Below are 26,185 nucleotides of genomic sequence, written 5' to 3'. Positions count from 1 at the left end.
CCATGGCCGACCTTGAGCTGAGCTTTCGTCGGTACGACAGGATCGGCGCCCGGGAGCAGCGCGACCTTATCGTCGGGATCTACACGGACGCCTACGCCGATGCGGTCAACAGTGCCGACCCATTCGAGACCGTTGACGCCTTCCTCACACGCTTCGACGCGTACACGCGCCATGACGGCTTCGATCTCGTGATTGCCTATCACGGCGAGGAGCCTATGGGGCAAACGTTCGGTTGGCCGCTCAGCCCGCCTGATGGGGGCTGGTGGCGGTACCTCACCGCCGAGGTAGAACCCGGATGGACCCATGAGACCGGACGCCGGACGTTCGCGCTTTCCGAGATCATGGTGTGCCGGGCATGGACAGGTCGCGGTGTCGCGCGTGCGCTACATGATGAGTTGTTGGGCGGTCGCCGCGAGACGCGTGCGGTGTTGCTCGTCCGGCCGGACAACGAAAACGCCTACCGGGCGTATCGCCGATGGGGATGGAGCAAGATCTCCAGGCTGCGAGGCGGTTGGGAGGATGCCCCACTTTTCGATGTCCTTACCATCGACTTGCCTCTCGCTCCCAAGTCCGTTCGTGTCGAGGGGAAGTAGCACGCGATCTCTGGGGGCCCAGACCGTCCGGGAGCGTCTGTTGCATCCAGACGGGTCTTGTCCGTTCGGTGGGTCACTTGCTACTTTGCGGGTCTCCGCACGTCAGAGGCGGCGGCAGAGGGTGGTTCGAATCCCACCACCCCCGCCACCCATGAGGGCCTCCGAGCTGTGGCATTAGCTCAGAGGCCCTTTGTCGTCAGGGGGCGACATGGCGTTATTTGATGTCTGAGTTCGAGTAGTTGGTCCTGGTCGCCAGTGAGCCCGCGGCCAGGGCGAGGGTGACGCCGAGCAGCTGGATTCCTTGGCCGATCGCCCTGCCCATGCCGTGCTCGGCGGTCAGGTTGTCGAATCCGTCTCCGCCTGCCAGGCCGCTGATCAGGAAGCCTGCGACGACGAACAGTCCGAGGCCCGCGCCCACGGCCGGCGCCCAGCGCCACGGGGACAGGCCGACGAACGCGGCGCCGACCAGAAGAATGATGATTCCTGGCGGGGGGTAGACCGGGAAATCCTGACCCGCGGCCCACAGGACGGAGATCCCCGCAGCTCCGACGATGAGTCCCGCCAAGGTCGCCCACCAGGACGAGGACGTTCTACGGACAGCCAAGTGTCGTCTCCTTCGAACGCAGCCGGTCCGACCAGCATGGTCAGACGACGCCGGAGAGTCGTCGGTCCGTGGGCGACATTGGACATACGCCGACTGGAGTACACGCGCGCTGAACGTCGCGCTCCGCAGTCAGACCAAGCAATGCACTGAAGTCACGGGTGCGGCGCGTTAAGCCGCTCGACGGTACGCGGGATACGTTCCTGTCTTCGACCGGGCGTGACCAGGGGTGCGGCGGTGGCCCGTTCGTCTGGTCCAGGCGTACGCCGCAATGCCGGGGGTTCGTCCGCGCTGACACCGGCGGCATGGGGTTCGAACCCGAGGAGATCACCGGCCGCCGCTGCCCCCTTCGGGCCAAACCGCCTTGCGAGCCGCCGACGTCCGCGGCGAGCGAGCGAGCGGCGCTCCCTGCTCACAGGCTTGCTGCGAGCGACGCTGGCCGGTACTGGCGCATGGTCCGTGGTTGCCGCAGGAATGCTCGACGTTAGGTTGCTCGGCGCTCGGCGGGGCGATCGTCGGCCGCTGGCTGTAGCGACCCGCAGGTTTGTTGACGCGGGTGAGGTGTGGGGGCGGCCCGATCGGCTGTGGGATGACGAGGGGTGTCGCGATCATGTGTTGTGGCGGGTGATCGAGATGGCGTTCTCTCGGCGGAGTGGGCGTCGGGCTTGGTGTTCCCGTGGGCGAGGGGGTGGCCTCGCCCACGGGGACTCTTCGGTGGGTCAGGGGGCGTCGACCAGGACGGGGGCGTTGGTGGGTGCCGGGGTCCAGGTGCCCGCGTAGATGCGGTTGACGCTGGCTCGTTCGGTGGCGTTCGGGAGCGCGTTGGTGCAGGAGACGCCGCCGGTGGAGCCGGACATCAGGGACGAGCACGGGCCTGGTTTGCGGTCGGGGAGGCCCAGGCTGTGGCCCATCTCGTGTGAGGCGATGCGGGTGGTGTTGTAGCCCTGGGTGACGGCCTGGCGGCCGAACCAGATCGTGACGCGGCCGCCGGGGCGCACCGGGCCGAGCTGGGCTCGGGGCCAGCCGTTGTCGGCGATGATCACGATCTCGGCGCGGCGTCCGGCCGGGGCCTTCTGGATGTTGACGTTGGTGACGGTGGAGTTCCACGCCTGGGCGCCGGCGGCGACGGCGCTCTTGAACTCCGCGGCCTGGCTGTCGTCGTAGTAGAGGGTGGTGGCCAGCGTCGTGGCGGAGTTGGCCGCGGGAGCGATGGACAGGGTGAGGGTGAGGGCGGCTGTGCCGAACAGGGCACGCGCGCCTTTGCGTCGCAGCATGCGGGGGGCCTCCTCTGGGCTGTCAGGGAGCTGTACTGCGTAGGACCCGGGTCAAGTGAGCGTAAATTGTGACGATTTAGCCCAACAAGTGGCGTGATGTGTCACAAAAGACGGGGGTTCTCCGTCAGGTTCCCGAGTCAGACGTGGTCAGCGTTCAGCCGACGGTGACGAGGGCGACGCCGGCCGCCGCGATGGCCAGGCCGATCCGCTGTACGGCGCGGAGGCGCTCGCTGTAGGCGATCCTCGCCATCAGGACCGTGATCGCCGGGTAGAGCGAGGTGAGGACGGCGGCGAGGCTGAGCATGCCGTCCTGGACGGCGAGGAAGTAGAGCGCGTTGGCTCCGGCGTCGAGGACGCCGGAGATCAGGGCCAGGGCGATGAGGAGGCGGCCCGAGACCTTGGAGCCCGTGTCGGGGCGCAGGCGGGAGAGGACGGCGAACGCAACGACGATGATGAGCAGGTTGCCCGCTCTCGCGCCGACGAGGGGCCAGAGGCCTGAGCCGTCGCCGGCCTCCTTGAGCAGGATGAAGAAGACGCCGAAGCAGGCACCGGACACTCCGGCCATGATGGGCCCGTGGGCCGTCCGGCGCTCCTCGCCGTTCTCCTCCATGCTCACCAGGCCGATCGCGACCAGGCAGAGCAGGACGCCGAGGAGGACGGTGGTGTCGAGCCGTTCGCCGCGCAGCAGGCCGGCGCCGACCGGAAGCAGGGACGATGTCAGCGCGGAGACCGGCGCGACCACGCTCATCGGTCCCTGCGCCAGCGCCCGGTAGAACGTGATCAAACCCGTGCCGCCGGCCAGTCCGGCACCGAATCCCCACGCCATCGAGGATGTGGTGGGCGAGCCGCCGGTGAGGAGGGTCGCGATCACGACGAACGCGAGCCCGGTCGGAACACACCACAGGAGGGCCCTGAGCGCGGTCGAGCGCCGGGAGACGGCACCGCCGAGGAAGTCGGCGACGCCATAGGAGAGGGCCGCGCCCAGGGCGAGCAGCGTCACCATCCGATCAGGCGGCTCTGGATCCGGACGTCCGGGGAGATCACGCGCAGCCGCGCCGCCAGGTCGTCGCCCGCCTCGCGGAGCCGGTCGAGGGAGTACGGTTCGAGCCGCTCCAGGAGGAAGAGGACGTTCTTGGTGTCCTCGGTGACGCGCGTACGGACGCACTGCCGCCAGTTCCACCGCCTGCACGTCACGCCCTGGTCGTCCCGCCAGACGACCTCGCCGGGGGCGGGGTGCTCCACGGCGGGCTCGCCGTCGGCGATGACGTCGAACGGCTCGTCGCCGGTGGCCCGCGCCAGCCGCGCCGCGCCGCGGTAGCCGTCGAGGTCTTCGCCGCCGATCGGCAGGACGTACTCGACGCTGACGGCGTTGTAGGCGTCGACGACCTTGTTGATCGTGGGCAGGGAATCGGCCCGGCGGATGAGCGCGTCGACGGACGGCCGGGTCCGCTTGGGCTTGGCGCCGAACGCCTGGTACGCCTCGCGCCAGGCGATCACGTGGGGGTGCTCCTGGGCGCCTGCCGCCCGTTCGCCCGAGAGCGAGAGCCACTCCGCCGAGGTGTCGTCGCTCGGCCCGTTCGTCAGCCCCTCCGCGGTGATGGCGAGCACCGCGAAGTCCGGGCGCAGCTCCCGTACGGCCTGCTCAACGGTGATCTCATCCAGCATGGAACGTCCCTCCAGCGATCGTCGATGCGGTCATTTTAATGGACTGACGAGGGCACTATAACGACCGGGGTTCCGCTGGCTCTAACCTGGGCCGGAACGGGAGGGCAGTGTGAGCGAGCAGGAACTGATCGGCGAGGCCGTCGCCAGGACCGTGCGCACCCTGCGCGCACGCCATGGCTGGACCCTCGACGAGCTCGCCGCGCGCGCCGGCGTGAGCAAGGGCGTGCTGGTCGGCCTGGAGCAGGGCCGCGGCAACCCCAACCTCAGCACGCTGATCCGGATCTCGGAGGCGCTCGGGGTCTCCCTGACCCACCTCGTCCAGGTACGGGAAGAGCCGCTGGTACGGCTGTTCCCGCCGGACAAGCACGTCGTGTTGTGGCGCGGCCCCGACGGCGGCAGCGGAACCCTGCTCGCGGGCAGCGACCCGCGACCGTCCCTGGAGTTGTGGGCCTGGACGCTGAAGCCCGGCGAGCTCAGGGAGAGCGAAGCCCATATCCCGGGCACCAAAGAGCTCGTCCACGTTCAGCAGGGAACGCTCACCCTTCACGTGGACGGTCACATGGACACGCTCGCGGCCGGGACGGCGGCGGTCTTCGTCGGTGACCGGCCACATGCGTACGGTAACGAGACGGGCACTGACGTGCGCTTCACACTCGCCGTGCTCGACCCGTGACCTGAAGTGCCGATCACGATGGAACGCCCCATCCCCATCCATTCGTTGCGGAATCGTGCGGACGCTTGTCAACCACCCCTTCGACGGTCGATGATCCCGCTCGAAAGGTGTCGTCTCACCCAAAGGGGCCATGTGCGGTGAACCGACCAGAGACCCATGACCGCGCCGGGGTGAAAAGCGCGGTGATGGTCCTCCCCGGTGGGACCACCTGGCGAACGATCGATCCCGCCGTGGCCGACGCGCCGCATCTCCTGGCCGCGGTGGCGGCCGCGTCGCCGACCGAGATCTGGGTCGCCGGCCACGCGGGGCAGCGACCGCTGCTCGCCCGCTGGGACGGCTCCTCGTGGATCGTCCCGCCCGGCCCTGAGCCGGAGGCCGCGCTCGTCGGTGCGGGCATCCAGGGCATCGCGCTGACCTCGGGTCCCGTCCAGGCCATCGCGGTGGGCGGCGGCTACGACCGGCTGGCCGGCGCCGAGGTCCCGCTGATCCGGCATTGGAACGGTTCGTCCTGGTCTGCCGCGGCCTCTCCCGAGCCCGCCGACTACGTGCTCACGGACGTGACGGCCGCCGGGGCCGAGGCGTGGGCCGTCGGCCACGGCTTCCCCTGGGGCGCCGCCGGGCCGGTCGCCCTCCACTGGTCCGGCACGGACTGGGAGGCCGCGACCATGCCGCGCATCGCCAAGGGCAAGCTGCTCGCGGTGTCCGCGACCGCCGCCGACGACGTCTGGGCCGTCGGCGCCGACGACCGCGCCGGGCTGATCATGCGGTACGACGGCCGCGCGTGGACCCGTGTGCCCTGTCCGGCGACACGCTTCCCGCTGACCGGAGTCGTCGCGATCGCACCGGACGAGGCGTGGGCCGTCGGCCGCGACCGCGTGCTGCACTGGAACGGCCGGAAGTGGAAGCGCGTCAAGGCCCCGATCACGGCGGCCAACACGATCACGGCGACCGCCTCCGACGACATCTGGGTCGCGGGCGGCCACGGCGAACTCGCGCACCACGACGGCCACCGCTGGACCCTGACCACCCCGCCGCAGCCCGTGGGCGACAACGCGGTCTGGCTGGCCTCCACCTCCCTGCCCGACGGCGTCTGCGTGGTCGGCTCCCACCAGGTCGTACGCACGGACGCCATGGACGCCGAGCCCCGGATCAGAGCCCAGTCCGGCGACAACTGACCGCCCCAAGGCCACGCAGTCGGCCGGCTCGCCTTCGGCGCTGATCAAAGCGGGCATCGCGCAGAGCAAGGGCCGCGCCCTCATCTGGTCAGTTGGTCAGGCGGACGGGCATGACGATGTAGCGGAAGCCGGTGTCTTCGTCGGTGTCCAGGGGCGCGGCGCCGGTCTCGTCGTTGTCGTCGCCCTTGCGGTCGGGGATCGCGGTGAGGAGGGCGGGCTTGGTGGGGGTCGTGCACTGGAGGCGGGCGAACTCGGTGTGAACGCCGGCGAGGCCGTCGAGCAGGTAGTGGGGGCCGAAGGCGATGTCGATCTCGTCGCCGGACAGGTCGCACGGCAGGGACTCGTTGGCGCGGGCGGCGTCGCCCGAGGCCGCCCGGATTCGCACCTCGTCGGCGGAGAAGGCGAGGCGGATCGGGGTGTTGCGCTCGGTGACCAGCGCCACCCGCTTGAGGGCCTCGACGAACGGGGCCGTGCGCACGCGGGCCTCGGTCGTCCAGTCGCCCTTGAGACGGCTGCGGTAGTCGATGTACTGGTCGTCCAGCAGGCGGGTGGTCATGCTCCGGCCGCCGGTCTCGACGCCGATCAGGGTGTCGCCGCCGCCCGCCAGCCCGATCACGACCTCGTCGCCCGATCGGATGGACTTGGCCGTGTCGGCGAGCGTGCGGGCCGGGACGACGATCCCGGCGGTGAAGTCGGGGCTCGACGGTGACCACGTGAGCTCGCGGGCGGCGATCCGGTAGCGGTCGGTGCAGGCGAGCCACATCGTGTCGCCCTCGATGTCGATGCGGGCGCCGGTCAGCATGGGCAGGGTGTCGTCGCGGCCCGCGGCGGGCGTGACCTGCGTGACGGCCTCGGCGAAGAGGTCGCCCGGCAGGGTGCCCGCCTCACCGGGCGGAGTCGGCAGCGTCGGGTAGTCCTCGACCGGCATCATCTGCAGCCCGAACTCGACGCTGCCGCAGCGGACCACGACCTCCGCGCCCTTGGTCGAGAATTCCACAGGGTGTGGAGGAAGGTTGCGCACGATCTCGGCCAGCAGCCTGCCCGGCACGAGCACGCGGCCCGGCTCGGCGACGGCCGTCTCCACCTGGGCACGCGCCGAGACCTCGTAGTCGAACCCGGCCAGCACGAGCCCGCCGTCGGCGGTGGCCTCGACGAGCATCCCCGCCAGGACGGGCAGCGCGGGCCGGGCGGGCAGCGTGCGCGCCGCCCAGGCCACGGCCTCGGCGAGCGTCTGTCGTTCGACCCGGAACTCCACCATGTCGCGTCCCCTCACCTCACGCCTGCGACACGAACGTTAGTCGCAGCGGGGGACAAAACGACCCGTCTCAGAAGAGCGTCGTCGCCGGGCGGCCGGCCGCGCGGACGTCACGCTCGAAGTCGAGCAGGCGGCGCTTGCGCTCCAGCCCGCCGCCGTAGCCGGTCAGGCTGCCCGCGGAGCCCACGACGCGATGGCACGGGACGATGATGCTGATCGGGTTCTTGCCGTTGGCCAGGCCGACGGCGCGCGAGGCGGAGGGCTTGCCGATCCGCTGGGCGAGTTGCCCGTACGAGATGGTCTCGCCGTACGGGATTTCCTGCAGGGCCTGCCACACCGTGCGTTGGAACGGCGTGCCGCGCAGCGCCAGCGGCAGGTCGAACTCCGTGAGCTCGCCCGCGAAGTAGGCCTCCAGTTGCTCGACCACAGGGCCGAACGGAGGCGTGCGGTGGTCGGGCTCCCGATCGCCGAACAGCTCCTCCGCCGGGCGGTGCCGCTGGAGGTTCATGTAGAGCCCCGACAGCACGCCGTCGGTCGCCACCATGGTCAACGGGCCGTACGGGCTCTCCAGCACGGCGTGCGTCCGGTGCCCGGTGTGGGTCTTCGTGGTCATCATTGCGGTCCTCTCGTCGGTCAGGCGGCGGGCAGCCGGTTGATGGCGTGGTCGCCAGTGGCCCACAGGTACTGCACCGCGTACGCCCGCCAGGGGCGCCAGGACGCGGAACGCCTGGTGAGCGCCGCCGGTGTGGTGGGCAGCCCCAGCTCGCGGGCGGCCACGCGGATGCCGAGGTCGCCGGGGATGAAGGCGTCGGGGTCGCCGAGCGCGCGCATGGCGATCGTCTCGATGGTCCAGGGACCGACTCCGGGCAGTGCGGCCAGTCGGGTGCGGGCCTCGGTCCAGTCGCTGCCGACGCCCAGGTCGATCTCACCCGAGGCCAGCGCCGCCACCAGCGTGGTGAGCGTCGTCCGGCGCGTCTGGGGGAAGGCCAGCGCCGCCGGGTCGAGCGCGGCCAGCGCGGCGGGATCGGGGAACAGGTGCGTGAGCCCGCCGTCCGAGTCGGTGATCGGCCGTCCGTGCGCGGTCACCAGCCGGGCCGCGTGGGTGCGCGCCGCCGCGGTGGACACCTGCTGGCCGAGCACCGCCCGGACGGCGAACTCCGCCGCGTCGACCGTTCTCGGCACCCGCCTGCCCGGCGCCTTGTCGACGAGTGGCGTGAGCACCGGGTCGGTGCGCAGCAGGTCGTCGACCGCGACGGGATCGGCGTCCAGGTCGAGCATGCGCCGGCACCGGCTGATCGCGATCGTCAGGTCGCGCACGTCGGTCAGCGCCAACGTGCACGCCACATGGTCGGGCTGGGGCCGCAGGGAGACGATGCCGTGCCCGTTCGGCAGGCGCAGGGTGCGGCGGTACGCGCCGTCCCGCCACTCCTCCACGCCCGGGACACCGGTCGCCGCGAGGTGGCCGAAGAGGTTGTCCGGGCAGAGCGGGGCACGGAACGGCAGCCGCAGCGACAGGGTCGCCACCGACTCCCCCGGCTCCGGAGCCGTGCCGGCCGAGTGGCCGCGGGCCGGATGGCCGCGAGCGACGCGGTCACGCAGCTGGGTCGGGGTGAGCGCGAAGACCTCGCGGACGGTGTCGTTGAACGCGCGGATGCTGGCGAACCCGGCGGCGAACGCGACATCGCCCATCGGCAGGGCGCTCGTCTCGATGAGGAGCCGCGCGGTCTGGGCTCGCTGGGCCCTGGCCAGGGCGAGCGGGCCGGCGCCGAGCTCGGCATGGAGCTGGCGTTCGATCTGGCGGGTGCTGTAGCCGAGGTGCGCCGCCAGACCGGGCACACCCTCGCGGTCCACCACGCCGTCGGCGATCAGCCGCATCGCGCGGGCCACGACGTCGGCCCGTTCGTTCCACTGCGGCGAGCCGGGGCTGGCGTCGGGGCGGCACCGCTTGCAGGCCCGGAACCCGGCCTGCTGGGCGGCCGCGGCGCTCGGATAGAAGCGCATGTTCTCGGGCTTCGGCGGGACGACCGGGCAGCTCGGCCGGCAGTAGATCCCCGTGGTCACGACCCCGGTGAAGAACCACCCGTCGAAGCGCGCGTCCTTGGACTGGACGGCCCGTACGCACCGCTCAACATCTTCATGCATGCTCCCAGCATCACCGAGGCCAGCGGCTTTCACTAGCGAAAATCCGACATCATCCTCCGCCCGCCGCCGCGCGGGTCCGCCCGGGCTCCCATGACCTGGGAGGTAATCGCCTTTGCCGAGCACGCCCGGCACCGTGGAGGCCATGAACAACGACGCTCACGAGCAGGCCCAGCGCTACATCGACATCTGGAACGAGAAGGACGCCGCCGCACGCCGGGCGGCCATCGACGAGGTGTGGACCGAGAACGCCGCGTACACCGACCCGCTCGTGGCGGTCGAGGGACGCGACGCGCTCGACGCCACCATCGCCGCCGTGCAGCAGCAGTTCCCGGACTTCGTCTTCCGCCTCGCCGGGAACGTCGACGCCCACCACGACCTCGCCCGCTTCACCTGGGAACTCGGCCCGGCGGGAGCGGAGGAGGCCGTGGTGGCCGGCTTCGACGTGGCGGTGTTCGCCGAGGACGGCCGGATCGACCGGGTGCACGGCTTCCTCGACAAGGTCCCCTCCTGATCGTCGTGGACGCCTGGGCGGGGTGGGTGCTGAGGCGGGGCGGGCGCCGGGGGGGCGCGGGGCGCGGCCGGCCGGATTCAGATCTGGCGCAGGGCGCCGCCGTCGACCGCCCACTCGGCCCCGGTCACCTGGGTGGCGAGCGGCGACACCAGGTAGGTGATGACGCGCGCCACGTCGTCCGGCGTGCCGAGCCGTCCGGTGGGCAGCCTGCGCTCGTCCTGGACGAACCGCCGGATGGCCTCCTCGACGGGCAGCTCGTACTGCTCGGCGAGTTGGTCGGCGAAGCCGCCCGGCGCGTCCCACAGCCGCGTGCGCGTCGGTCCCGGTGAGACGACGTTGGAACGGATGCCGCACCGGCCGAACTCCCCCGCCAGCGTCTTGGACAACGACAGCAGCGCCGTCTTGGCCGCCGCGTAGTCGACCAGCGGCGTGTCGGGGAACCGGCCGGCCTCGCTCGACACGTGCACGAGGCTTCCGGCGCCCTGGTCGATGAGGGCGGGGAGCGCGGCCCGCGCCATCCGCACCGCGGCGTGGAAGTTCAGCTCGAACGTGGCGCGCCACTGCTCGTCGGTGACATCGAGGAACCCGATGCGCGAGGTGAGCGCGCCCGCGTTGTTGACGAGCCCGTCCAGACGTCCGTGCCGGTCGAGCGCCGTGTCGACGACCCGCTGGGCCGCTGCCGGGTCGGTGAGGTCGGCGGCGACACCGCTCACCCGGTCGTCGAGGCCGGCGAGGGAGGCGATGTCGCGGGCGACGCCGACGACGTACGCGCCCTCGTCCGCCAGCAGCCGGGTGGTGGCCGCGCCGATGCCCGCCGAGGCGCCGGTGACGATGACGACCCTGCCGGTGAGTCCGAGATCCATGATCAGCCCTTCGTGATCGCGCGGCGGCGGAGGAACCCGGCCACGAGTGCGGCACCCGCGAGGGTGATGGCGGCGTTGGCGAGCGTCGCGGCGTGGATGCCGCCGAGGACCGAACCGCCGCCCGCGGTGGCGATGGTGCTCATCACCGGGATGCCGAGGGTGATGGCGACCTGCTGGGTCATGGTCGCCAGGCCGGTGGCGAGCCCCTGTTCCTCATCCGGCAGGCCGGAGGTGGCGGTGCCCATGAAGGCCACGATGGCCACGAGGTTGCCGAACCCGCCGATCGCCGTCGCGACCAGCAGCAGCGGCAGCCCGCTGCGGGTCTCGCCGAGGCCGAGGAGCGCGGCCGTCGCCACGGCCTGCAAGACCAGCCCCGAGGCCAGGGTCCAGCGGCCACCCAGCCGCGCCATGATCCGCGGAGCCGCGACACCGCCCGCGAACGTGCCAGCACCGAGGACGCCGAGGGCGAGACCGGTGGCCATCGCCGAGTAGCCGAGGACTTGCTGCAGGTAGAGCGTCATGAGGAAGACCAGCGAGGTCTCGGTGGCGAACGCGATGAAGCCGCCGACGTTCCCCCAGGTGACCGTGCGCTTCGCGAGCACGCGCAGCGGCACCAGCGGGGCGGGTGCGTGCCGTTCGGCGACCCAGAACGCCACCAGCAGCACCGCCGCGAGGACGAGTGCGCCCAGCGCGAACGGGTCGGACCAGCCTTGCGTCCCGGCCGCGGTGATGCCGTACACCAGGGCCAGCAGGCCGCCCGTGACAGTGATCGCGCCTGGCACGTCCAGCCGTGCGCCCCGATCCCGCCGGGTGGCCATACCGTCGCGATCAGTGATCACGAGCGGCGTCGCCACCAGCACGAAGACCGCGATCGGCACGTTGATCAGGAACGCCCAACGCCAGCTCAGCAGGTCGGTGAGCACGCCGCCCAGCACCGCGCCCGCCGTGAACCCGGCCGACATCAGCGCCCCGCTGAGCCCGAGCGCCCGATGGCGCAGCGGCCCCTCCGGGAACGACGTAGTGATCAACGAGAGGGCCGCCGGGGTCGCGATGGCCGTCGCCAGCCCCTGCAGTACCCGCCCGGTGAGCAGCCACGCCGGGGAGGTCGCCAGCCCGCCGATGAGCGAGCCGACCGCCAGCAGGCCCATTCCGGCGAGCAGCATGCGCCGCCGCCCGAACAGGTCCGCGACCCGGCCGAACAGGAGCGTGAACCCGGCGGCGGGCAGCGCGAACGCGGTCGCGATCCACTGCAGCGAGCCGAGCCCGAAGCCCAGTCCCTCGCCGACCACCGGCAGCGCCACGTTCAGGATCGAGAAGTCGATGGCGAGCATGAACTGCACGCCGAGCAGCAGGACCAGGATCAGCCTGTGCCGCGAGGTCATCCGCGTCGCGGCGGGAGCCGTGACGCCGGTCAGAGTAGCCATGGAACGCCTCTTCCAAAGTGATCGTCTTGGTTCGGACGCGTCCACGATCCGCCGCCCGGAGGCGGCCACCCAGCCCTCGCTCGTTCGTACGCCCGCGGTGCCTACCACTGGCGGTGGCACCCTCGGCTGTCCGTGGTGCCTCGCGCTCCGGATACGCTCGGCTGTCATGGCGCAGGGGAACGATCTGGGGGAATTCCTCAAGTCCCGCCGGGCCCGGTTGCAGCCCGACGAGGTGGGGCTTCGCTCGTACGGTGGCCGCCGGCGGGTTCCGGGGCTGCGCCGTGAGGAGCTGGCCCAGCTCGCCGGGGTGAGCGTCGCCTACTACGTCCGGCTGGAGCAGGGGAACGCCGACAACGTCTCCACCGAGATCCTCGACGCGATCTCCCGCGCGCTCCGGCTCGACGGCGACGAGCACGCCCACCTGCACCGGCTGGCCCACCCGCCGCGCGCCGACCACCGCCACGATCCGCCGCGGCTGCGCCCGCCGCTCCAGCATCTCCTCGACTCGATCACGCACGCCCCGGCCTACGTGGTCGGGCACCACACCAACGTGGTCGCCTGGAACCGCCTCACCGCCGAGGTCTTCGTCGACCTGGCCGAGGTACCGCCGGACGAGCGCACCTGGACGCACCAGATCCATCTGAACGACGACTACCGGAACCGGCTCGGCGACAACTGGCTGCCGGTGGCCCGCCGCAACGTGGCCTACCTGCGGTTCCGGGTCGGCCAAGACCCCCGCGACGCACGTCTGCGCGCTCTGATCGACTCTCTGCTGTCGCGCGGCGGCGACTTCCGGCGGTTGTGGGACGAGCACCGCGTCGTCGACCTCACCCACGGCGAGGCACGGATCGTTCACCCCGAGGTCGGGCTGCTCGTGCTGCCGTACGAGACGCTGCACCTGCCCGGCGATCCGGACCTGAGCCGCCTCATGATGTACGCGGCGGAGCCGGGCTCGGAGTACGAGGACAAGCTCAACCGGCTCGCGGCCGGCCCGGCCCGCAGGTCGAGCTCGGATCTGGCGAGGTCGGCGTGAACGAATCCCCGCTCATCGAATGGGTCGAGGACGGGACGGAACGTTCGAGCCGCTGGCGTTCGGAGAACGGCGCCGCACCGCCGCGGCGCGTGGTGGTGGCCGACGACCGGACGAAGGCGGACGACGCGTACCGGCTGGCCTGTGAGGGCACCGCGCTGCTGTGGCGGGGCGACTTCCAGAACGCACGGCAGCTCCTCCAGGCCATGACCCGCCGGGCCGACCGTACGCCCCGTCGCAAGCGCAAACGCGCGGGTGGAGGCGCGAGCACGGGCACGGGCGCCGGCACGGGCGCGAGCGCGGGCACGGCGCCCTCGCAAGTGCAGGCGTTCCATCTGCACCGGCAGGCACAGGCGCAGCGAGCCCGGACGCTGGGCATGGTCCTGATCCCGGTGGAGGCAGGTCACAAGATCGCGCTGCGCCGCGCGCCCGACGTCGAGCAGGCCTGCCTGGAGGCGTACGGGGAGGCGGACGAGCCGTACGTGACGTCGCTCCGCGAGTTGCAGGGGCTCATCGGCGCGCACGAATGGCGGAAGAAGGGCGTACCGGTCCCGGCGCTCGGCGGCGACCGCGTCCACCCGCACTATGGCGTGTTCTCGCCGGTCAGAGGCGAGTACGTGGATCTGGTCGCGGCGGCGCCGCTGCCGTCGGACACCCTCGCGTACGACATCGGCACGGGCACCGGCGTGCTCGCGGCGGTTCTGGCGCGCCGCGGCGTCCGCCGGGTCGTGGCCACCGACCAGGACCGGCGCGCCCTCGCCTGCGCGCGCGAGAACGTCGCCCGGCTCGATCTGGCGGACCGGGTCGAGGTGACCGAGGCCGACCTCTTCCCGCCCGGCCGGGCGCCGCTGGTGGTGTGCAACCCGCCCTGGTTGCCCGCGCGCCCGAGCTCTCCGCTGGAGTACGCGGTGTACGACCCGGACAGCCGGATGTTGCGGGGCTTCTTGAACGGGCTCGCCGGGCATCTGGAGCCGCCGGGCGGGGAGGGCTGGCTGATCCTCTCCGACCTGGCCGAGCATCTCGGACTGCGCACGCGGGCCGAGTTGCTCGACGCGTTCGAGACGGCGGGCCTGCGCGTACTCGACCGGATGGACACCAGGCCGCGGCACCCACGCGCCGCGGACTCCGGCGACCCGCTGTACGAGGCCCGCGCCGCCGAGGTCACCTCGCTCTGGCGCCTCGCCGCCCGCTAGCTCGCGCGCCTACGCGTCGCTTGCCCGTCCCGCCGCCTGCTCGTTATAGTAAATGAATGTACATTTATTAACTGGGAGAGGATGACCCATGCGTCTCACCGGCAAGGTCGCTTTGGTCGCCGGCGGCACCCGCGGAGCCGGCCGGGCCATCGCCGTCGAGCTCGGCGCGGCGGGCGCGACGGTGTACGTCACCGGCCGCAGCACCCGCGCGGGCCGTTCCGACCTGGATCGTCCCGAGACGATCGAGGACACCGCGGACCTCGTCACCGCGCGCGGCGGCACGGGCATCGCGGTCCGCGTCGACCACTCCGAGCCGGACCAGGTGCGGGCCCTCGCCGAACGTGTCCGGGCGGACCACGGCCGGCTCGACGTGCTGGTCAACGACGTGTGGGGCGGCGAAGCGCTGACCGAGTGGGACAAGAGGCTCTGGGAGCACGATCTCGGCAAGGGCCTGGCGCTCCTGCACCGCGCGGTCGACACCCACATCATCACCAGCCACTTCGCGTTGCCGCTGATGGTCGAGCGCGGGAGCGGCCTGGTCGTCGAGGTCACCGACGGCACCGAGGAGTTCGTCGACGAACTGCTCGGCGGCTATCGCGGGACGTTCTTCTACGACCTGGCCAAGCAGACCGTCATCCGGCTCGCCAAGAACCAGGCCGCCGAGCTCCGGCCGTACGGCGTCGCGGCGCTCGCGCTCACGCCCGGATTCCTGAGGTCGGAGGCCATGCTCGACCTCTTCGGCGTCACCGAGGAGAACTGGCGGGACGGCATCGCCAAGGACCGGCACTTCGCCGCCTCGGAGACGCCCGCCTACGTGGCGCGCGCGGTCGTGGCCCTGGCCTGCGACCCGGACGTCATGGCCAAGACCGGCGGCTCGTACAGCAGCGGAGAGCTGGCCAAGGAGTACGGCTTCACCGACGTCGACGGCTCCCAGCCCGACTTCGTCTCGTACTACCGGGACTTCCTCGCCAAGACGTGATCGCCACCCCGACAAGGCTGCCGTGGGCCGTCGTCCCCGGCCGGAGCCGGTAGGCGAACCGAACCGCCACGCCGGTGTCGGCGCCTGCGGTGTTCAGCTGTTGACGAGTGGGGCTTCGGCCTCCGTGAACGCGGCGGTGAAGGCGGAGTCGCCCAGCGCGTCGCGGATGACGGCCGTGATGCGTTCGACGTCGCCGCGTTCGGCCGCGGGGAGCGGGGTGCCGACGGAATCGCGCAGCGCGTGGGCGGCGCCGAGCAGCCGTGCCGCGTCGAGGTGGTCGCCGGCGAGGGCGCGGGCGCCCGCCAGGCCCTCCAGCGCGAGCGCGACCGCCCTGGGATCGCCGGTCTTCTGGGCGGTCTCGTGCCCTTCGGCCTGGAGGGACAGTGCGGCTTCGGCGTCACCGCGGTGTTCGGCGATGAAGCCGAGCTCGGCGAGGATCAACGCGACGCCGTGATCGCCGCCTCGCTCGCGGCACCAGTCGAGCCACCGACGCAGATGCGCCTCGGCGGCGTCGAGCCTGCCCTGGCGCCGCGCCACGAGCGCCAAACCGATCTCCGCGTGTTCCTCGGCCGCCTCGTCGGCATGGTCGGCGGCGAGCCGCCGACCGCGTTCGAGCAGCTCACCGGCCATCGTGTGGTCGCCCATGAGCAGCGCGACGCGGCCGAGGCCCGACAGCCTGCGCGACACCTCCGGCCACAGCTTGAGCTCCTCGGCCGTGCGCAGTCCCTCGCGATGCAGGCGGCCGGCGCGTTCGTAGTCGCCGGTGACCTCCGCCACGGCGCCGAGGACGTCCGTGGTCGCGAGCTGCCCCCACCGGTCGCCGAGCTCATGGAAGAGGGCGGCGCTCTCCGCTCCGTACCGTTCGGCCGCCGGGAAGTCGCCGCGCAGCACGGCCTGGTTGGCCCGCGTGCTGAGCGCGGCGGCGGTGCCCCACCGGTCGCCTCCGGCGCGGAAGGCCGCCAGCGCGCGACGCACCAGGTCTTCGCTGATCGCGGTGTCCCCGTAGCCGAAGAGGGCGAAGCCGAGCAGCCATTGCGCGTGCGCCCGCGCTCCGGCCGGATCGTCGTGCTGCTCGAAAAGGTCGAGCACGGCGGCCACCCGGTCCATCGGACGCCGGACGACACCGGCGCGGATGGCCAGGACGATCTGCCAGGTCATCGCTTCCGCCCGTACGGAACAGGGCACCCCGGCGCCCTCGTCCTCGACCGCCAGGGCGAGGGCGAGCGAACGGCTCGCCTCGCTGAGCCTGCCCCGCAGGAACCAGTACCAGGCGAGGGCGTTGACCAGCCGCAGCGCCAGGTGCGCGTCGCCGCGCCGGGCCGCGCCTTCGAGCGCGGCGCGCAGGTTGGCGGCCTCGGCGTCGAGGTGTTCGAGCCACTGCCGCTGCCGGTGTCCACGCAGGTGGCGCGCGGCCCGTTCGGCGAACGCGGCGTAGTGGGCGCCGTGACGTTCCCGTACGGCCACGGCTTCGCCCGCGTCCTGGAGCCTGTCCTGGCAGTAGACGGCCACCGACTCCAGCAGCCGGTAACGCGGGCCGTCCGCCCGTTCCGTGACGATCACGAGTGAACGGTCCACCAGCCGGGCCAGGAGATCGAGGACGTCACTCTGGTCCACGCCGTCTCCGGCGCAGACCTCCTCCGCGGCCTCCAGCGTGCAGCCGTCCGCGTGGACCGCCAGGCGGCGCAGGACGATGCGTTCGGCGGCGGTCAGCAGCTCCCAGCTCCAGTCGATCATCGCCCGGAGGGTCTGCTGGCGGGGCGGCGCGCCGCGATGTCCGGAGGCGAGCACCCGGAACCGGTCGTTCAACCTGTCCCGGAGCGCCCGCACGCCGAGCACCCGCAGGCGCGTCGCCGCGAGTTCCAGCGCGAGCGGGATGCCGTCCAGCCGTCGGCAGATCTCCACCACGGCGCCGGCGTTCTCCGAGGTGAGCTCGAACCCGGGAGCGGCGGCTGACCCGCGGGCCACGAACAGCCGCACGGCGCTCGACTCCCGCAACGCACGCGACTCGTGACCGAAGCCGGACCCGGCCGGGCGCGGCTCCAGGTCGGTGGGAGGGAGGTCGAGCGGCGGGACGGACCAGATGGACTCGCCGGAGACGCCGAGAGGTTCCTGGCTGGTCGCGAGGATGTGCAGGCCGGGGACGGCCTTCAGGAGATGCTCGGCGAACGCGGCTGCCGGTTCGACGACATGCTCGCAGTTGTCCAGGATCAGCAGCGTCCGGCGGGTGCGCAGCTTCGCCGCGATGAGCCCGAGCGGATCGCCCTCCGGCGCGGTGTCGTCGCGCAGCCCGAGGCTGGTGATCACCAGGTCGGCGAGACGGTCGAGCCCGGCGGTGCGGTCGAGCCCGGCGGTACGGTCGAGCGTGGCGATGCGGTCGAGCGTGGCGAGCTCGGCCAGCCAGACGCCGTCCGGGAAGTCCGACCGGGCGGCGGTCTCGATCGCGAGGCGGGTCTTCCCGACGCCGCCCGGCCCGGTGAGCGTGACGAGCCTGCCGGTCTCCAGGAGCGCGCGCACGGCCGTGATCGCCTCCGTACGGCCGATCAGCTCGGTGACCGGGGCGGGCAGATTGGAACGCGGACGCGCGGCGGACGGCCGTTCGGGATCGAGGGCCGGGTCCTGGTTGAGGATCGCGCGTTGGAGTTGGGCGAGCTCCGGGCCGGGATCGAGGCCGAGTTCGTCCCGGAGACGATCGCGGAGGTCGTTGTAGGCGGCGAGGGCCTCGCTCTGCCGTCCGGCCCGGTAGAGAGCCGTGAGCTGTACGGCGCGCAGCCGTTCCCTGAGGGGGTGCTGCTCGACGAGGTCTGCGAGCTCACCGACCAGCAGTCCGTGCTCACCGAGTTCGAGCCGTGCGGCGGCCCGTTCCTCCAGCGCGACCAGGCGCTGCTCCTCCAACCGGGTGATCGCGGAGCGGGCGAACTCCTCGTCGGCGAAGTCGGCGTACGCCGGGCCGCGCCAGAGCGCGAGCGCGTCGGTGAGCAGCGCGGCACGTTCTCGCGGGTCGTCAGCCGTGGTGGCCCGTGTGAGCAGCGCGGCGAAGCTCCCCGCGTCCACCGCGTCGGCGTCGACCGCCAACTGATAGCCAGGGGCACGCGAAACGACGAGCTTGCGTGCGCCCGGCTCGGCGTCCTCCAGGGCGCGGCGGAGATGCCACACCTTCGTCTGCAGCGCGCCGGACGGGTTGCCGGGCAGGCCCTCGCCCCAAAGATCATCGGCGAGACGGTCCGCCGAGATGACGCGTCCCTCGTTCGCCAGCAGGTCGGCAAGGAGCGCGCGGACCTTCGCCTCGCGAACGCGTACGGGCCCACCGTCCGCGGCCCACACCTCAAGCGGACCCAGCACCCCGAAACGCATGCCGCTCACGTTACCCAGCGAACCGCGTGAGCCGATCGAGAGCCGACCGAGAGAGGGGTCTCGCAGAGTCGGGTCATCCGCTGAAGACAGGAGATGGTGATGGCCGACAAGCCGACTGTGACGATCATTGGGCTGGGTTCCATGGGGCAGGCGCTGGCGAGCGCCTACCTGGAGGCCGGTCACCGGACGACCGTCTGGAACCGTACGCCCGCCAAGGCCGACGACCTCGTCGCACGCGGCGCCACCCGCGCAGCCACCGTCAGCGACGCCGTCTGGGCGTCCGACCTGGTGGTGCTGTGCGTGCTGGACTACGCCGCCGTGGACGAGCTTCTCGCTCCCAACGCCGACGTGCTGAAGGACCGCGTCGTGGTGAACCTGACCAACGGCCGCCCCGACCAGGCCCGCCGTACGGGTGAATGGGCGACCGCGCAGGGCGCCGAATACCTCGACGGCGGCATCATGGCCATCCCGTCGATGATCGGGACGCCCGAGGCGTTCATCCTCTACAGCGGTTCGCGGACGGCCTTCGAGCGCTACGAGGCGGCGCTGAGGGTCCTCGCCGAGCCGAAGTTCGTCGGTACGGACGCCGGGCTCGCCGCACTGAACGACCTGGCCCTGCTCTCCGGGATGTACGGGACCCTCGCGGGCGCCCGCCACGCCACCGCCCTGGTGGGTCCGGAACGGGCCGCGGAGTTCACCACGTCCCTGCTGATCCCCTGGCTGCAGGCGATGGCGAACATCCTGGCGCCCTCCTCGGCCGAGCGCGAGGCGGGCGACCGCGAGGCGGGCGACCTGCCCTCCGAGGAGTCGCCGCTCGACATGCAGGCGGCCGGGCTCGCGAACATCATCGAGGCCAGCCGTTCCGCGGGCGTCGGCGTGGACCTGCTCACCCATCTGCTCACCCCCATGCGCGACATCATCGCCGCGGGCGAGGGTGACGTGCTGACCGATCTGGTCGAGGTCATCGGTAAGGAGATCCGTTCATGAGGTACGCGGGCAAGAAGGCGGTCGTCACGGGCGGCACGCACGGCATCGGGCTGGCCGTCGTCCGGGCGCTGCTCGACGGCGGCGCCGAGGTGCTGCTCACCGGCCGCGACGAGGCGAACATCGAGGCCGCCCGTACCGAACTCGCCGGGCTCCCGGCGCACGTGATCCGTTCGGACGCCGCCAGCCTCGCCGACATCGACGCCCTCGGCGCCATCACCGAGGAGAAGCTCGGCCGGGTGGACCTGGTGTTCGTCAACGTGGGCCACGCGGCGTTCGGCCCGATCGAGGACGTCACCGAGGAGGTGTTCGACCGGACGTTCGACATCAAGGTCAAGGGAGCCTTCTTCACGACCCAGCGGCTCCTGCCACTGGTGAACGAGGGCGGCTCGTTCGTCTTCACCACCGCCGTCCTCGACGGCCTGGGCTATCCGCAGACCAGCGTCGCCACCGGCTCGGTGACCGCCGTACGCGGGATGGCCAAGGCGTTCGCCGCCGAGTTCCTGCCGCGCGGCATCCGGGTGAACGCGGTCAGCCCGGGCTTCACGCAGACCCCGACCATGGGCATCGCCGGACTGAGCGACGAGGAGAAGGCGGCGAACCAGAAGGCGGGCGAGGAGGTGACCCCCATGTCGCGGCACGGCGACCCCGAAGAGATCGCCGCCGCCGTCCTCTACCTCGCGTTCGACGCCACCTTCAGCACCGGCATAGTCCTGGAAGCCGACGGCGGCCTAGGCCACATAGCCGCCTAACCGACGGGCGGCCCCGCAAGGGGCCGCCCGCAACCCATCTCGCGGACGTGGTCGGGGGCGGAGGGAGTCCAGGTAGGTCTTCAGTCATCAAGGCCAGTCACGTGACAGATTCCTCGGCGCCGCCCGCTCCGTAGCGTCTTCTTCATCACGAAACACAGCCATGAGCTGCAGAAAGATGAAGGAGACAACGATGAGCCACGACCCCCTGAAGCTCGCCGTCATCGTCGGGAGCACCCGGGAAGGCCGGTTCGGCCCGACGGTGACGAAGTGGTTCACCGGCCAGGCGTCGCAGCGCGAGGACCTGACCGTCGATGTCATCGATCTGGCGGAGACACCGCTGCCGACCGTGTTCCCGCAGTTCGGGCAGTCGCAGGGCGAGGAGGTCGAACGGCAGCTCGCGGCCGTGTCGCCGCGGCTCGCCGCCGCCGACGCGTTCGTGATCGTCACCCCCGAGTACAACCACAGCTTCCCGGCGCCGCTCAAGAACGCCATCGACTGGCACAACGAGGAATGGCACGCCAAGCCGGTGGGCTTCGTCTCGTACGGCGGCCTGGCCGGTGGGCTGCGCGCGGTCGAGCAGCTGCGGGTCGTCCTCGCGGAGCTGCACGCGGTCACCATCCGCGACACGGTCAGCTTCCACAACTCCTGGGCCGAGTTCGAGGAGGACGGAACGCATCGGGACGGCGCGGGATGCGAGGCCGCCGCGAAGACGATGCTCGACCAGCTCGCCTGGTGGGCGCACGCCCTTCGTGACGCGAAGTCCGTCCGCCCCTACGCCGCCTGAGCGACCGTCGCGCGACGACCGCACTCACGTCGCGCGCTCGACCCGAGGACCTGACATGACGACGACCATCTCCACCCGCCGTGGGGGACGTCCGGACGAGCAGCCCGCGCCAGCACCGCGCACGACCGCGATCGTGCTGATCCTGGTGCTGGGCGCGATCATGACCACGTTCGACATGACCGTGGTGAACGTGGCGATCAACCGGCTCTCGCAGGACTTCGACGCCCCGCTCGCCACCGTCCAATGGGTGGCCACCGGCTACTCGCTCGCCCTCGGCGCGATGATCCCCGCCACGGCGTGGGCGACCGGCAGGTTCGGCGGGACCCGGCTCTACCTGGCGGCGATCGGGCTCTTCACGGCCGGATCGATACTGGCCGGCGCCGCCTGGAACATCGAGTCACTGATCGTTTTCCGCGTGCTGCAGGGCCTCGGCGGCGGCATGATCATGCCGGTGGGGATGACCATCCTGCTGCGGGCCGCCCCTCCGGACCGGCTGGGCCGGATGATGAGCATGTTCGGCCTGGCCATCCTCGTCGGCCCGCTGACGGGGCCGGTGCTCGGCGGCTGGCTGGTCGACGAGGTCTCCTGGCGCTGGATGTTCTTCATCAACCTGCCGATCGGCGCCGTGGTGATCGCCCTGGCCGCGCGGCTGTTCCCCCGGGACGCCGCTGAGACGCGCCGCCCGCTGGACGTTCCCGGCCTGCTGATGTTGTCGCCGGGCCTGGCCACCTTGATCTACGGCGTGACGACGGGCGGCGAACGCCACGACTTCGGCTCCGCCGGGGTGATCGTCCCCATCGTGGCGGGCACCGTGCTCATCGTCGCCTTCGTGGCTCGGGCCATGACCGCCCGGCACCCGCTGATCGACCTGGCGCTGTTCCGCGACCGCTCGTTCGCGTCGGCCACGGCCACCCTGGTGCTGTTCGCCGCGGGCTACTTCGGCTCGATGATCCTTTTGCCGCTCTACTACCAGGTGGTCCGCGGGGAGTCCGCGACCATGGCGGGCCTCCTGGGCATCACGGGAGCGCTGGCCTCCGGGACCGCGATGCAGGTCGGCGGCCGGCTGGTGGACAAGTTCACGCCCGGGAAGGTCGTGCTGACCGGCATCACGATCGCCGCCGCCGGGTTCGCCCTCTTCACCGGCGCGCTCGCCGCCGACACCCCGTACTGGGTGCTCATGGCCGCGCTCGCGGTGATCGGCGCCGGCGGTGGAACGACGATGATGCCGACGATGACCGCGGCCACCCGAGGGCTGTCCCACGACCAGGCACCCGCCGCGAGCACCACGGTCAACCTCATCAACACCATGTCGGGCGCGGTCGGCACCGCCGTGGTCTCGGTCCTGCTGACGAACGCGATGGCCGGTCGTGTCTCCGGCCAGGCCACGCACCTCTCCGACGAGGCCCGTTCGTCGGTGGCCCCGGCTCTGGCGGACGCCTTCCAGCACACCTACGCCTGGGCGCTCGCCCTGATCGTGCTGGCCCTGATCCCGGCGCTCTTCCTCCCCCGCCGCCCCGCGAAGGCCTGAGTGGCCGATCACGCCGATCGTGTTTCACGTCAAACACGATCGGCGTGACCAGGTCATGACCGAAACCTACAAGACCGGTGTTCCGGCGAGAGTGACGATGGAGACATGACTATCGACATCTCCGCCGTCGCCGATTTCATGGCGGGCCACGCTCGCATCCTCGACCGGCGGCGCTTCCAGTTGCTGATGGGTGAGACCGACACCGCGAGCCTGCTCGCCGCCGTGGACGGCTACCGGAACCCCGATGGCGGCTACGGCTGGGGACTCGAACCCGACTTGCGGTCACCCGAAAGCCAGCCGGGTGCCGCATTGCACGCCTTCGAGGTGTTCGAAGAGATCGCACCGGCCACCGCCCCGCAGGCCGTAGCCCTGTGCGACTGGCTGCAGTCGGTTTCGCGGCCGGACGGCGGCGTGCCGTTCGCGCTGCCGCTCACCACCACCGCCGCGTCCGCGCCCTGGTGGACGGGCGCCGACCAGACGACCTCGTCCCTGCAGATCACCAACGTGAGCGCGGCGGCCGCCCATCGCGTCGCGGTCCACGATCCGGCCGTCGCCGCCCATCCCTGGCTGGCCCGCGCCACGCGCTACTGCCTCGACCAGATCGCGGCGTTGGACGAGGCGCCGCACGCGTACATCCTCTCGTTCTCGATCTCGCTCCTGGACGCGGTGCACGACACCTACCCCGAGGCCCCCGAGCTCCTGGCGCGCCTCGGCGGGTACATCCCCGCCGACGGCAAGCTCCACGTCGAGGGCGGAACGGACGACGAGTTCCTGCATCCGCTGGACTTCTCGCCGTACCCCGACGGCCCCTCGCGCGCGCTCTTCACTCCGGAACAGATCTCCGCCGACCTCGACCGCCTGGCCGGGCTCCAGCAGGACGACGGTGGCTGGACCGTCGAGTACGCCAAGATCTCCCCCGCCGGGGCGTTGGAATGGCGCGGCGCCACCACCGTCCGCGCCATCGAGATCCTGCGCCGCAACGGAAGGATCTAGTCGAACGGGGGCCTGGTGTTGGTGACCTCGTGCTTGAGCACCTGGTCGTCCAAGATGGCGATCGAGGCCGTCGGCGCCGGGGCGGCCGCACGCCAGCGTTCGAGGGCCTCCTCCGACTCCCAGTGCTCGAAGATATCGACCCGGCCAGCCTCCAGGGAGTCGGCCGTGATCGCCAGATCACGGCATCCGGGCTGCTCACGCGACTGCTTCACGATGTCGCGATGCGCCTCAACGAACCGGTCACGCTCAGCGGGGTCCACATAGACCTTGCCAGAAACGATGATCTCCATGGTCGCCTCTCCTCCGTGGCTCTCCCCCTACCGACGAACGTCGGATCGCAGGACGGACCCACGGGAGTCTCACTAGCCTGATGCGATGACAGAGGACCGCGTCATCGTCCGGCGTGGGACGTCGGCCGACCTGATGGCCGCCTCCAAGGTCGTGTTCCTGGCCGACGCCACCCGGCCCGGTGGCCCGCCGCTGGCCGAGGAACCTGCTCGCGCCCGTACGAGCCACCGCCTCGGCGACCCGCGCACGTTCTTCTTCGTCGCAGAACGTTCCGGCACCGTCGTCGGATCGGCCGCCGCCATGAGCGGCCGCCGCGACGGAGGCCTCGGCGAGGCCATCCCGGGCCTCTGCCACATCAGCATGGTCGCCGTCCTGCCGGAGTTCTGGGGCCAGGGCATCGGCAGACAGCTCCTCACCGCCCTCGTCAACGAGGCCCGCGACCGCGGCTACGAGCGCGTTCAACTCTTCACCCAGGCCGACAACGCCCGAGGCCACGCCCTCTACGAACGCCTTGGCTTCATCCTCACCGGCGAAGTCGCCACCTCCAGCGACGACGAACCAATAGTCCACTACCTCCGCCCCCTCCGCCCCTAAACCCCCACCACGCCCGCAGACCATCTAGCACCCAGCCCGCCCGCCCGAAACTCAGTCAATACCCAAGCGACAGCGGCGAGCCATCGACAACAAACCCACGGCAATGAGCCGAGCTATGGCAAGCGACAAGGCAGGCCACCGACAGCAGCCCAGGAGCGACAGCAGCCCAGGAGCGACAGACCAGCAGCGACAGGCCATCCGCAGCCGCCAAGCGACAGCGGGCCGATTGACGGCGTCCGTGCGACAGTAGGCCAGCGGTGGTGAGGCTCGACACCCCATCAGCTGTTCCTCTCCAGACCACCGGCAGGGGCACGGTCTAACGCCAGGACTCATGATCGGTCCAGCGAGGAAAAGTGCTCACCCGCCAGCGGCTACCAGGCACCGAGTCTGCCCTGACATCCCAGCAAGCTCAGCGGTTCCATTAGCGGAGTAGGGGGAAGCGGCCGGTCAGGCGGTCGACGAGAGGTCGGGGACCGGCGATGCTCACGGCGAAGTAGGTGAGGTCGTCTTCGTGTAGGCGGGCGAGTTCGGTGAGGTAGTCGTCGTACACGCGGACGTGCTGCGCGGTGGCGACCATGTCGCCGACGAGCAGGTCGCGCTCGGCGAGGGCGGTCGCGCGGATGGTCTTGAGGATGGGCGCCGTGGCCGCGAGGACGGTGCAGCCCGTCCAAGGGAGGCCTACGTGGGGGCCGCCTGTGGCGTCGCCGCCGCTGCGGCCGACCATGGCGGGCGCGGCCTTGCCCACGGCCGCGGACAGGCAGGCCGCGGCGTTCACCTGCAGGCCGGCGGGCAGTTCGCGGTCGATCACGATGACCCACTTGATCGCCTGCTCCCGGGTGGGCAGGTGGGGCTCCTGGACGAGGGTGTCGAGCCAGGTGGGAACGTGCGGCGCGATCTCGGTTCGTTCCGAAGTCATGACTGGAGAATGCAAGACTTGCCGTCCGTTCCTCAAACGGCCAAGCTACATTCCGAAGATAATTCGGCAGGTGATGTTGCGGGAGCGTGATGGACGAACTTGATGCGGCCCTTGTCGAGGAGCTACAGCGTGACGGGCGGCAGACCAACCGCGAGCTCGCCGAACGACTGGGCATCGCCCCCTCCACCTGTCTGGAACGGGTCCGGGCACTGCGGAAACGCGGCGTGATCACTGGTTTCCATGCCGAGGTGGATCTGGCTCAGCTCGGCCGCCCTCTGCAGGCACTCATCAGTGTGCGGCTGCAGCCCAAGGTCCGGGAAGCGGTCGAGGGCTTCCGGGAGTACGTCACCGAACTTCCGGAGACGGTCGCGATCTTCGTGGTGTCGGGCGGTGACGACTTCATCATCCAGGTGGCCGTACGGGACGCCGGGCAGCTGCGGGACTTCGTGCTCGACCACGTCGCCCGGCATCGCAACATCGCCGACGTCCGCACGTCCCTGGTCTACGACCACATCCGCACATCCACCGGCCCCGAACGCCGCGGCGGACGTGACGCTCCTTGACAGGCAACTCGATGGTTGCCTAAACTAATATGCAACCGAATGGTTGCCTGAGTT

Annotated in this window: 26 protein-coding genes; 14 read left to right on the top strand and 12 right to left on the bottom strand. The window is 71.2% G+C overall.

Annotation, left to right across the window (positions count from 1 at the left end):
* The first annotated feature begins 2 nt into the window (after positions 1-2).
* Positions 3-593, top strand: coding sequence for a GNAT family N-acetyltransferase (locus ABD333_RS30970; RefSeq protein ID WP_344546071.1), 591 nt, complete (start codon positions 3-5; stop codon positions 591-593).
* A gap of 214 nt (positions 594-807) precedes the next feature.
* On the opposite strand, the gene ABD333_RS30965 is transcribed toward ABD333_RS30970, so the two are convergent.
* The 4 genes from ABD333_RS30965 to ABD333_RS30950 all read right to left on the bottom strand — a co-directional run bounded on the left by ABD333_RS30965 (position 808) and on the right by ABD333_RS30950 (position 4,133).
* Entirely contained in the window at positions 808-1,197 is a 390-nt protein-coding gene (locus tag ABD333_RS30965) for a hypothetical protein (RefSeq protein ID WP_344546070.1), read from the bottom strand.
* Positions 1,198-1,913: 716 nt separating this feature from the next.
* Positions 1,914-2,468 (bottom strand): snapalysin family zinc-dependent metalloprotease, encoded by a 555-nt coding sequence (locus ABD333_RS30960; protein WP_344546069.1) that lies wholly within the window; start codon positions 2,466-2,468, stop codon positions 1,914-1,916.
* Positions 2,469-2,622: 154 nt separating this feature from the next.
* Positions 2,623-3,471 (bottom strand): EamA family transporter, encoded by an 849-nt coding sequence (locus ABD333_RS30955; protein WP_344546068.1) that lies wholly within the window; start codon positions 3,469-3,471, stop codon positions 2,623-2,625.
* Positions 3,465-4,133, bottom strand: a complete 669-nt coding sequence (locus ABD333_RS30950) for a B3/B4 domain-containing protein (RefSeq protein ID WP_344546067.1) — start codon at positions 4,131-4,133, stop codon at positions 3,465-3,467. Before ABD333_RS30950 ends, ABD333_RS30955 begins: the two co-directional genes overlap by 7 nt.
* 109 nt (positions 4,134-4,242) lie before the next feature.
* Here ABD333_RS30950 and ABD333_RS30945 point away from each other — a divergent pair, with 109 nt between their 5' ends.
* Both ABD333_RS30945 and ABD333_RS30940 read left to right on the top strand, forming a co-directional pair.
* Complete coding sequence (locus tag ABD333_RS30945; protein WP_344546066.1) at positions 4,243-4,806, top strand: helix-turn-helix domain-containing protein; 564 nt, start codon at positions 4,243-4,245, stop codon at positions 4,804-4,806.
* Between the two features lie 137 nt (positions 4,807-4,943).
* Entirely contained in the window at positions 4,944-5,981 is a 1,038-nt protein-coding gene (locus ABD333_RS30940) for a hypothetical protein (protein WP_344546065.1), read from the top strand.
* 88 nt (positions 5,982-6,069) lie between these two features.
* On the opposite strand, the gene dnaN is transcribed toward ABD333_RS30940, so the two are convergent.
* The 3 genes from dnaN to ABD333_RS30925 form a co-directional block, all read right to left on the bottom strand.
* Positions 6,070-7,236, bottom strand: coding sequence for a DNA polymerase III subunit beta (gene dnaN / locus ABD333_RS30935; RefSeq protein WP_410556121.1), 1,167 nt, complete (start codon positions 7,234-7,236; stop codon positions 6,070-6,072).
* Between the two features lie 70 nt (positions 7,237-7,306).
* Positions 7,307-7,852 (bottom strand): methylated-DNA--[protein]-cysteine S-methyltransferase, encoded by a 546-nt coding sequence (locus ABD333_RS30930; protein ID WP_344546063.1) that lies wholly within the window; start codon positions 7,850-7,852, stop codon positions 7,307-7,309.
* A gap of 17 nt (positions 7,853-7,869) precedes the next feature.
* Complete coding sequence (locus ABD333_RS30925) at positions 7,870-9,378, bottom strand: DNA-3-methyladenine glycosylase 2 family protein (RefSeq protein WP_344546062.1); 1,509 nt, start codon at positions 9,376-9,378, stop codon at positions 7,870-7,872.
* Between the two features lie 142 nt (positions 9,379-9,520).
* On the opposite strand from ABD333_RS30925, the gene ABD333_RS30920 reads away from it, so the two are divergent.
* Positions 9,521-9,889, top strand: coding sequence for a nuclear transport factor 2 family protein (locus ABD333_RS30920; RefSeq protein WP_344546061.1), 369 nt, complete (start codon positions 9,521-9,523; stop codon positions 9,887-9,889).
* Positions 9,890-9,966: 77 nt separating this feature from the next.
* On the opposite strand, the gene ABD333_RS30915 is transcribed toward ABD333_RS30920, so the two are convergent.
* Both ABD333_RS30915 and ABD333_RS30910 read right to left on the bottom strand, forming a co-directional pair.
* Entirely contained in the window at positions 9,967-10,752 is a 786-nt protein-coding gene (locus tag ABD333_RS30915) for an SDR family NAD(P)-dependent oxidoreductase (protein WP_344546060.1), read from the bottom strand.
* Between the two features lie 2 nt (positions 10,753-10,754).
* On the bottom strand, positions 10,755-12,176 hold the full coding sequence (locus tag ABD333_RS30910) for an MFS transporter (protein ID WP_344546059.1): 1,422 nt from the start codon (positions 12,174-12,176) through the stop codon (positions 10,755-10,757).
* 166 nt (positions 12,177-12,342) lie between these two features.
* Between ABD333_RS30910 and ABD333_RS30905 the strand changes: the two genes are divergently transcribed.
* The 3 genes from ABD333_RS30905 to ABD333_RS30895 all read left to right on the top strand — a co-directional run bounded on the left by ABD333_RS30905 (position 12,343) and on the right by ABD333_RS30895 (position 15,378).
* Entirely contained in the window at positions 12,343-13,209 is an 867-nt protein-coding gene (locus ABD333_RS30905; RefSeq protein ID WP_344546058.1) for a helix-turn-helix domain-containing protein, read from the top strand.
* Positions 13,206-14,399, top strand: a complete 1,194-nt coding sequence (locus tag ABD333_RS30900; protein WP_344546057.1) for a methyltransferase — start codon at positions 13,206-13,208, stop codon at positions 14,397-14,399. The genes ABD333_RS30905 and ABD333_RS30900 overlap by 4 nt, the downstream gene beginning before the upstream one ends.
* An 88-nt stretch (positions 14,400-14,487) precedes the next feature.
* A complete protein-coding gene (locus ABD333_RS30895; protein ID WP_344546056.1) occupies positions 14,488-15,378 on the top strand; it encodes an SDR family oxidoreductase in 891 nt (296 codons plus the stop codon).
* Positions 15,379-15,471: 93 nt separating this feature from the next.
* Here the strand turns inward: ABD333_RS30895 and ABD333_RS30890 are convergent, their stop codons facing one another.
* Positions 15,472-18,729, bottom strand: coding sequence for an AfsR/SARP family transcriptional regulator (locus tag ABD333_RS30890; protein WP_344546055.1), 3,258 nt, complete (start codon positions 18,727-18,729; stop codon positions 15,472-15,474).
* 99 nt (positions 18,730-18,828) lie between these two features.
* Here ABD333_RS30890 and ABD333_RS30885 point away from each other — a divergent pair, with 99 nt between their 5' ends.
* From ABD333_RS30885 to ABD333_RS30865, 5 genes are all read left to right on the top strand, one after another.
* Entirely contained in the window at positions 18,829-19,716 is an 888-nt protein-coding gene (locus tag ABD333_RS30885) for an NAD(P)-dependent oxidoreductase (protein WP_344546054.1), read from the top strand.
* Complete coding sequence (locus ABD333_RS30880) at positions 19,713-20,465, top strand: SDR family oxidoreductase (RefSeq protein ID WP_344546053.1); 753 nt, start codon at positions 19,713-19,715, stop codon at positions 20,463-20,465. The genes ABD333_RS30885 and ABD333_RS30880 overlap by 4 nt, the downstream gene beginning before the upstream one ends.
* Before the next feature lie 190 nt (positions 20,466-20,655).
* Entirely contained in the window at positions 20,656-21,249 is a 594-nt protein-coding gene (locus ABD333_RS30875; protein WP_344546052.1) for an NADPH-dependent FMN reductase, read from the top strand.
* Between the two features lie 55 nt (positions 21,250-21,304).
* On the top strand, positions 21,305-22,777 hold the full coding sequence (locus ABD333_RS30870; RefSeq protein ID WP_344546051.1) for a DHA2 family efflux MFS transporter permease subunit: 1,473 nt from the start codon (positions 21,305-21,307) through the stop codon (positions 22,775-22,777).
* A gap of 105 nt (positions 22,778-22,882) precedes the next feature.
* The gene (locus ABD333_RS30865; RefSeq protein WP_344546050.1) at positions 22,883-23,770 is read left to right on the top strand and encodes a hypothetical protein; all 888 of its coding nucleotides are present in this window, start codon (positions 22,883-22,885) and stop codon (positions 23,768-23,770) included.
* Here the strand turns inward: ABD333_RS30865 and ABD333_RS30860 are convergent.
* The gene (locus ABD333_RS30860; RefSeq protein WP_344546049.1) at positions 23,767-24,060 is read right to left on the bottom strand and encodes a putative quinol monooxygenase; all 294 of its coding nucleotides are present in this window, start codon (positions 24,058-24,060) and stop codon (positions 23,767-23,769) included. The two genes, ABD333_RS30865 and ABD333_RS30860, sit on opposite strands and share 4 nt — an antisense overlap.
* 85 nt (positions 24,061-24,145) lie before the next feature.
* Between ABD333_RS30860 and ABD333_RS30855 the strand changes: the two genes are divergently transcribed.
* Positions 24,146-24,652 carry a GNAT family N-acetyltransferase gene (locus tag ABD333_RS30855; protein ID WP_344546048.1) on the top strand — a complete coding sequence of 169 codons (507 nt, stop codon included), beginning with the start codon at positions 24,146-24,148 and terminating at the stop codon, positions 24,650-24,652.
* A 421-nt stretch (positions 24,653-25,073) separates the two neighbouring features.
* Here ABD333_RS30855 and ABD333_RS30850 read toward each other — a convergent pair whose 3' ends face one another.
* Positions 25,074-25,568, bottom strand: a complete 495-nt coding sequence (locus ABD333_RS30850) for a DUF2000 domain-containing protein (RefSeq protein ID WP_344546047.1) — start codon at positions 25,566-25,568, stop codon at positions 25,074-25,076.
* A gap of 89 nt (positions 25,569-25,657) precedes the next feature.
* On the opposite strand from ABD333_RS30850, the gene ABD333_RS30845 reads away from it, so the two are divergent.
* Positions 25,658-26,131 carry an Lrp/AsnC family transcriptional regulator gene (locus ABD333_RS30845; RefSeq protein WP_344546046.1) on the top strand — a complete coding sequence of 158 codons (474 nt, stop codon included), beginning with the start codon at positions 25,658-25,660 and terminating at the stop codon, positions 26,129-26,131.
* Positions 26,132-26,185 lie beyond the last annotated feature (54 nt).

Origin of the sequence: Actinomadura fulvescens, from assembly GCF_039533225.1 — a bacterium.
GTDB lineage: Bacteria > Actinomycetota > Actinomycetes > Streptosporangiales > Streptosporangiaceae > Spirillospora > Spirillospora fulvescens.
Note: the sequence above shows the minus strand (reverse complement) of the source record. Positions and strands in the feature narration are given on the sequence as shown.